Raw genomic sequence first — 7,428 nt, forward strand, 5'->3', positions numbered from 1 at the left:
CCCGACCCCAGCAATTCACTTGAATTCCGCGCCGGTCTAGCAGCATTTGGCCCGGGGCTTCAATCGCAGCGGTTCGATCTCAGGGCTATCTTGGATTCATTCGATTACATCATCGTCGGCGCAGGCTCGGCCGGCTGCGTCCTGGCGAACCGCCTGAGCGCCGGCGGCAAGCACAAAGTCCTGCTGCTGGAAGCGGGACCCTGGGACCATCGCTTCTGGATCCAGGTGCCGATCGGTTACGGCAAGACCTTCTATGACGGCCGTTATAACTGGAAATACCAGACCGAGGCCGATCCGGGCCTGGATTCCCGCACCAGCTATTGGCCGCGCGGGAAAGTGATCGGCGGCTCGAGCTCGATCAACGCCATGGTCTATGTGCGCGGCCAGGCCGAGGATTTCGAAGACTGGGAGAAGGCCGGCAATCCCGGCTGGGGCTGGCGCGACGTGCTGCCGCTCTATCGCCGCATGGAGGATCATGCGCTGGGCGAGAGCCCCTATCACGGCGCCGGCGGTCCTTTGCATGTCACGGAAATCTCGAAGACCGCCCATCCGCTGACCTCCGTCTTCATCAAGGCGGGGCAGGAGGCGGGACTCGCCTATAACCCGGATCTCAACGGCGCGACCCAGGAAGGCGTCGGCTATTACCAGATCACCACCCGCAGCGGCTTTCGCCTGTCGTCGGCGCGCGCCTACCTTTGGCCGGCCTTGTGGCGGCGCAATCTGGTTGTTCGCACCAACGCGCTCACCACGCAGATCAGGTTCGAGGGCAAGCGCGCGGTCGGTGTGGTCTATCGCTACGGCAACCGCATGATCGAAGTGCGCGCACGCCGCGAGGTGATCCTCTCCGGCGGCGCCATCAACTCGCCGCAACTGCTGCAGCTTTCCGGCATCGGCCCTGCCGCCTTGCTGAAATCCCACGGCATTGACGTCGTGCAGGACAGCCCGATGGTCGGGCGCAATCTCCAGGACCATCTCTGCTACGATCATGTCTACCGGGCCCGGCGGCCGAGCCTGAACAACGACCTCTATCCCTTCTCGGGCAAGCTCCGCGCGGCCCTGCGCTATATATTGACTCGCGGCGGCCCGCTCTCGCTCAGCGTCAACCAGGGCGGCGGCTTCTTCCGCACCCAGCCGGACCTGCCAAGGCCCGACATGCAGCTCTACTTCTCGCCGCTGACCTATGAGCGCACGCCGCCCGGCATCCGGCCGCTGATGCATCCCGATCCCTTCCCGGGTTTCACCACCTCGGCCTCGCCCTGCCGACCGACCAGCCGGGGCGTGCTGGAGATTCGCTCCGCCGATCCCAAGGCGCCGCCGCGCATCCAGCCCAACTACCTCACCACCGAGCAGGACATCGCCGACCTTCTGGCCGGGGCGAAGTTCCTGCGCCGGCTCGCCGCCGCGCCGGCGCTGCGCGACCTGATCGAGACGGAGCTGAAGCCCGGCCCGGGGGCGCAATCGGACGCGGACTTCATCGCCGATATCCGCGCCCGCTCCTATTCGGTCTTCCACCCCTGCGGCAGCTGCGGCATGGGGCCGGACCCGACCCGGTCGGTGGTCGATCCCCGGCTCAAGGTGCATGGGGTCGAAGGCCTGCGGGTGATCGATGCCGCGATCTTCCCGACCGTCACCTCCGGCAACATCAACGCACCTTCTATTATGGTCGGCGAGAAGGGCGCGGACTTGGTCATGGAGGACGCGCAACGCACCGCCGGGTGAGACGGGAGCCGAGTCTCTGAAAATACCCGAAAGTGGCGCGAAATACTTACATATATATGTAGAGAATCGGCAATAAACCGACAATTTTAGGGAAATACTGGAGGCCTGGTCCTCGTTTTCGGGTTGGACGGCAACGGGCCCGGGGGGGCATCCGGCTGTCCCCCGGGCGCCGCAGGGGGCGCCAGACGAGGCGGCCATGGCGAACGACACCAGCACCCCGAGCGGCGCGCTCGATTCCCACTCCGATACCCGGACCGACGATTTCTTCACCGCCGACCAGCAGGACAGTGTCTTCGTCCAGGTCGCGCAGGCCGACGCCGCCGCGCAGCCGGCTGCGCCCGCGGCAGCGCCCGGCGCACCGCAGCAGATCGCGATCCCGGCGGGTGAGAATGTGGTGCGGGTGCCGGTGCAGCCGGGCGATGTGCTGGTCCTGAGCCCGCCCTTCACCGGCGAGGCGGAGGTCATCGGCCGGATCGGCGACGGCAATCTCGCGATCCGGGTCGGCGATGTCACCGTTATCCTGCAAGGCTATGTCGACGCCAACCAGCAGGCCCCGATCACGGTCGAAACTTCGGACGGGCAGCCGATCGACGTCGCCACCATGCTGGCTTCGACCGATCCCACCATCGACATCCAGACCGCCGCCGGCCCCAGTGATGCCGCGGCCGGCCCCCAGGGCGCCGACAACAACGGCGCCTTGTTCTCGCAATTCGGCCCCGGCGGCGGGCTCGGCGGCTTCAGCGGCGTCGGCGCCCAGGACGCGACCGAGCTCAGCTACGGCCTGATCGACAACAGCATCCGCAACGATTTCGCCGAGCCGCTGCTCGTCGGCACCACCTTCGGCTTCGCGGTCGGTCCGCTGTCCGGCGGCCATTCCGAGCGCTTCTTCCGCGACCCCGCGCAGACCAGTTATCTCGGCTCCTTCAACACCTTCATGGAAGAGTATCAGGACGCGGTCGAGAACCCGGAGAACCCGCTGTTCCCCGGTTGGGCCGATTTCCAGGGCACCGGCGCCACCAACGGCGACTTCCAGGAATATCTCGATCAGACCCGCCGCACCGTCGATGTCGACGCGACCTTCACCGGCGGAAGCGGCGACCTGACGCTGAACGGCATCGCGCCCGGTCTCACTTCGAACGGCAGCACGCTCTACGTGCAATATGCCGATGGCGGTCACACGATGTTCGTGCGCCGCGATTCCGACGACGCCTTGGTCGCGGTGGTGCATGTCGAGCCGACTTCCACCGGCTTCACCATCGAAACCATCATGATCAACCGCCTGGATCATCCGGATGCCGGGACCGGCGATGCCGGCCGCGACGAGATGACCATCGGCGTCGAGTTCACCGTCTATGACGGCCTGCTGCAGGAAGGCGAGGGGAACGACGTCGCGACGCCGCCCTCCCTGAGCGGCAGCGCGGAATTCAACTTCGCCGACGACGTGCCGTTGTTCGACAACGTGACCTACCACAACCTCGATGGCGCGATGGTCGGCGATTCGCTGCCGACCAAGGACAGCACCTCCTCCGGCCAGATCGACGAGGACTGGCTGCAGGGCGGCGCCAACGACAAGGGCGCCGACGGCAAGAGCAATGCCGGCGACAATGGCGACACCGCGGGTGGCGCCTCCGTCACCGGCCAGGTGAACATCACCTTCGGTGCCGACGGCCCCGCGGCGCGCGACTACAAGCCGGAAGCCGACAAGCACGCCTTCGTGCTCGACACCAGCGCCTATGCCGAAGGCGAAGTGTTCCCCTATGGCGACGGCACGCTGAAATCCGGCGGCCAGACCCTCTACGTGCTCTCGGTCGGCCCCGATCATCTGACCGTCGGCATCCCCGGGCCCGACGGCGAGGACAGCGCGCTCTCTCGGGTGATCGGCGACACGGCGATCTTCACCCTGGTGCTCGACCAGGATACCGGCGAGTTCACCTTCACGCTCTATGGCCCGCTGGATCACGGCACCGACCTGGTCTTTGAAGATGCGGCAGTCCTGGTTGGCGGCAATACCGAGGAGACGATCGCGCTCGCCTTCGGCGTGACCGCGCTGGACGACGACGGCGACTACGTCCCGGCGACCATCAACATCGACGTCAACGACGACCTGCCGGTCGCCCGCGATGACAGCGACGACGTCGCGGCCGGTACCTACGGGCCGGAGACCGGCAATGTCATGGCCAACGACAGCCAGGGCGGCGACACCGCGGTGGTGACCGCGGTCGCCTTCGAGGGCAAGGGCGGCGATCTCGGCAGCCCGCTGCAGGGCGAATACGGCAAGCTCACGCTGAACGCGGACGGCAGCTACTCCTACACCCGCGATCCGATGACCAAGGGCGGGGTGGACGACGTCTTCAACTACACGATCACCGACAAGGACGGCGACACCAGCACGGCCACCCTCACCATCCACATCGGCAATGCCGGCGTCGACCTGGACATGCCGACCTACGGCGGCGACGGCACCGTCGTGTACGAGAAGGGCCTGCCCGAGCGGACCGGTGAGCTGGCCGGCTCCGGCGAGATCGCCGACAGCAACGGCACGAATGACTCCGATCCCTCCGAGCATATCGACGGCAGCTTCAAGATCACCGCGCCGGACGGCATCGAGACGGTCGATATCGACGGCACCGTGCTGACGCTGGCTGATCTGCTGGCGCTCGGCACGACCAATGTCACCATCTCCATTCCGGGGACCGGCGACCTAACTCTCAACGGCTTCGACGAAGGCACCGGCGTGGTCAGCTATACTTTCACCGCGACCGACAACCAGCTCTCGCCGACCGATGTCCAGATCGATTTCACGGTTACGGTCACCGATATCGACGGCAGCAGCAACGCTGGCACCCTGTCGTTCAAGCTGGTCGATGACGAGCCGACCGCCAACCCGGACAGCAAGACGGTGAGCTCCGGCGGCCAGGTCAGCAGCAATGTCGAAACCAACGACGTGTTCGGCGCCGACGGCAAGATGGGCGGCACCGGCGTGATCGGAGTCAATGCGGGCACCAACACCGCCATTCCCGCGGTCGGTGCCCCCGGCACGCCGATCGTCACCAGCCTCGGCACCCTGACGCTGAACGCCGACGGCAGCTACACCTACGTCGCCAAGCCGAACGTCAGCGGCGTCGATCACTTCGTCTACACGATCCAGGACGGCGACACCGACGTTTCCACCACCACGCTGGACATCACCGTTAGCGCCGTTCGGCTCGAAACCGACGTTAAGACGGTGACGGTCAACGAGGCCGCGCTCGACAAGACCATCGAGGGCAACGACATCGCCGCCGGCAGCGTCATCGGCTCCAACCCGGGCTCGAACGACGAGAGCAAGACCGGCCAGCTCGTGCTCGGCTCCGGCGTCACCGCGGTTGCCGGCGACTATCCCGGCACCTACGGCACGCTGCATGTCGATAGCGACGGCAAGTTCACCTATACCCTGACCTCGAACCTGCTGGTCGCGGGTGCCGGCACCAACACGAAGCTGGATGCCGAGGTCTTCAACATCACGATCCAGGACGCCGGCGGCAACACCGCGACCGACCAGATCAAGATCAATGTGATCGACGACGTGCCGCAGGCCTTCAACCCGCAGGACCAGAGCCTGCTCAACTCGCCCGCGGGCGGCGTCATCACCGGCGCGCTCGACATCGCCGGCCATACCGGCGCCGACGGCTACGGCTCGATCGTCTTCAGCGGCGGCACCGACAACAGCAAGGCCACATTGGCCGACGGCACCACGCCGATCACCTCGGGCGGCAAGGACGTGCTCCTGAGCGGCTTCGGCACCGACATGCTGACCGGCTATGTCGATGCCAACGGCAACAAGAGCGTCGATGACGGCGAGGCGGTCTTCACCGTGAAGCTGAACGGCGCGGCCGACCAGTACACCTTCACCCTGATCAAGGACATCGACGACGGTGCGCGGGTCGACTTCACCGACCTCTCCGGGATCAAGGCCGGCAACACCGACTGGTTCGGGGTCGGCGCCAACGGCGGTGCGGCGGGCAGCAAGGACCTGCTCTACACGCCGGTCGACCTGAGCGGCGACGTCAACGCTTCCAAGAACGACCTCGGCAGCAACGACCAGTTCATCGACAACGGCGAAGGCCTGCGCATGGACTTCGTCAACGACCTCACCGGCGATATGACGACCCGGAACGCCTTCGACTTCGCCAATCACTACCAGGTCCAGGACTACCAGGTCACCATCGCGCAGGTGCAGGGCGGCGGCACGACCAAAGTTCGCATCACCGCGGCCGACGTCACCAACCCGACCAATGTCGGCGCGATCAGCGAGGCGAATTTCCTGGCGCAGACCTTGGTCGCCATCACCGCCGGCGAACTGGTCATCATGCGCGGCGCCACCGACGTCACCGCCTTGCTGACCATCGACTACACCAACGGCGGCCTGAACGACGGCGGCGTCACCATCGACGGGTTGATGGCCGGCGATATCATCAAGGTCCATGACTCGAACGGCTTCGATCGGATCCAGATCGACGGCCTGGGGCAGGATTTCGCGATCTCCGGCTCGCAGGTGCTGCAGACCGTGGCCGGCACCGATCTCGACATGAAGTTCGAGACCAAGCTCACCGACGGCGACGGCGATACCTCGACCGGCCAGTATATCGGCATCAACCTGCAGACCGACGACGGCCAGAGTCACACGTTCAACGGCGGCCCTGGCAACGACACGATGAAAGGCGGCAGCGGCAGCGACTTGATCTTCGGCGATGCCGGCAACGACACCATGCTCTACGACAGCAAGGACACGTTCACCGGCGGCGCCGGCTTCGACCGCGTCCTGGTCGAGGGCGGCGGCAACTCGATCACCTATGACAGCGCCAAGTTCATCGGCATCGAAATGATCGATCTCGGCGACGGCAGCGACCGGACCGGCGCCCAGCAGAATACACTGGCGCTCAGCGCCGTCGACGTGATCGCCGCCAACGGCGGGGCCACGGTCGGCACGGTGGCGGGCCACCAGATCAACTTCTTCGTCATCGGCGACACCGCCGGCCCGACCTCGGCCGACCATGACAACGTGATCATGACCGGTTTCGGCAGCAAGCTCGGTACCGGCAGCTTCGTCGATCCGGTCACCGGTGACTCGCACACCTATGACGTCTACGCGACCGTGGCCAACCCCGCGGTCAAGGTGGCGATCGAGCAGAACCTCGATGTGACTTGATTTACCCGGGCGGAGAGCCCCTGACAGAACCCTCCGTTCGGCTCGGACCTCCCTCTCGCCATAGAGGGAGGTCCACCCCTTTTCAGGGTCAGCGGAGAGCCCGCGGCGAAGGTGGATTTTCTGTTTTTTGGCGCCAAGAGGCGGTTCGAGAAAATATCCGAGAATCCCCGAGCATCCTTACATCGCGGTGTCAGTTCTCGGAAATAATCCGAAAAATTGAGAGAAATACTCGGGGGGTAGGCCTCGTTTCCTGGTTGGACGGCAAAGGGCCCGGGGGGGCATCCGGCTGTCACCGGGGCGCTGCAGGGGGCGCCACACGAGGCAAAAATGGCGACCGACACCAACACCCCGAGCAGCGCGCTCGACCAGGGCTCCTCCACCCATAACGACGATTTCTTCGCCGCCGACCAGCAGGACAGTGTCTTCGTCCAGGTCGCGCAGGCCGACGCCGCCGCGCAGCCGGCTGCGCCCGCGGCAGCGCCCGGCGCACCGCAGCAGATCGCGATCCCGGCGGGTGAGAA

The 7,428-nt window shown here is 65.8% G+C and carries 3 protein-coding genes; all 3 read left to right on the forward strand.

Going from position 1 to position 7,428, the window contains the following annotated elements:
- Nucleotides 1-90 precede the first annotated feature (90 nt).
- Complete coding sequence (locus tag ACH2CY_RS21900) at nucleotides 91-1,719, forward strand: GMC family oxidoreductase (RefSeq protein WP_395021707.1); 1,629 nt, start codon at nucleotides 91-93, stop codon at nucleotides 1,717-1,719.
- Nucleotides 1,720-1,915: 196 nt separating this feature from the next.
- A complete protein-coding gene (locus tag ACH2CY_RS21905; RefSeq protein WP_395021708.1) occupies nucleotides 1,916-6,907 on the forward strand; it encodes a beta strand repeat-containing protein in 4,992 nt (1,663 codons plus the stop codon).
- A gap of 327 nt (nucleotides 6,908-7,234) precedes the next feature.
- Nucleotides 7,235-7,428 (forward strand): hypothetical protein (locus ACH2CY_RS21910; RefSeq protein WP_395021709.1); only part of this gene is annotated, 194 nt, incomplete at its 3' end.

Source organism: Dongia sp., from assembly GCF_041905885.1.
Classification (GTDB): Bacteria; Pseudomonadota; Alphaproteobacteria; order Dongiales; family Dongiaceae; genus Dongia.

Bases quoted from the DNA above. Each gene is read 5' to 3' on its own strand.
- ACH2CY_RS21905 (WP_395021708.1), top strand. From the start codon at position 1,916: ATGGCGAACGACACCAGCACCCCGAGCGGCGCGCTCGATTCCCACTCC.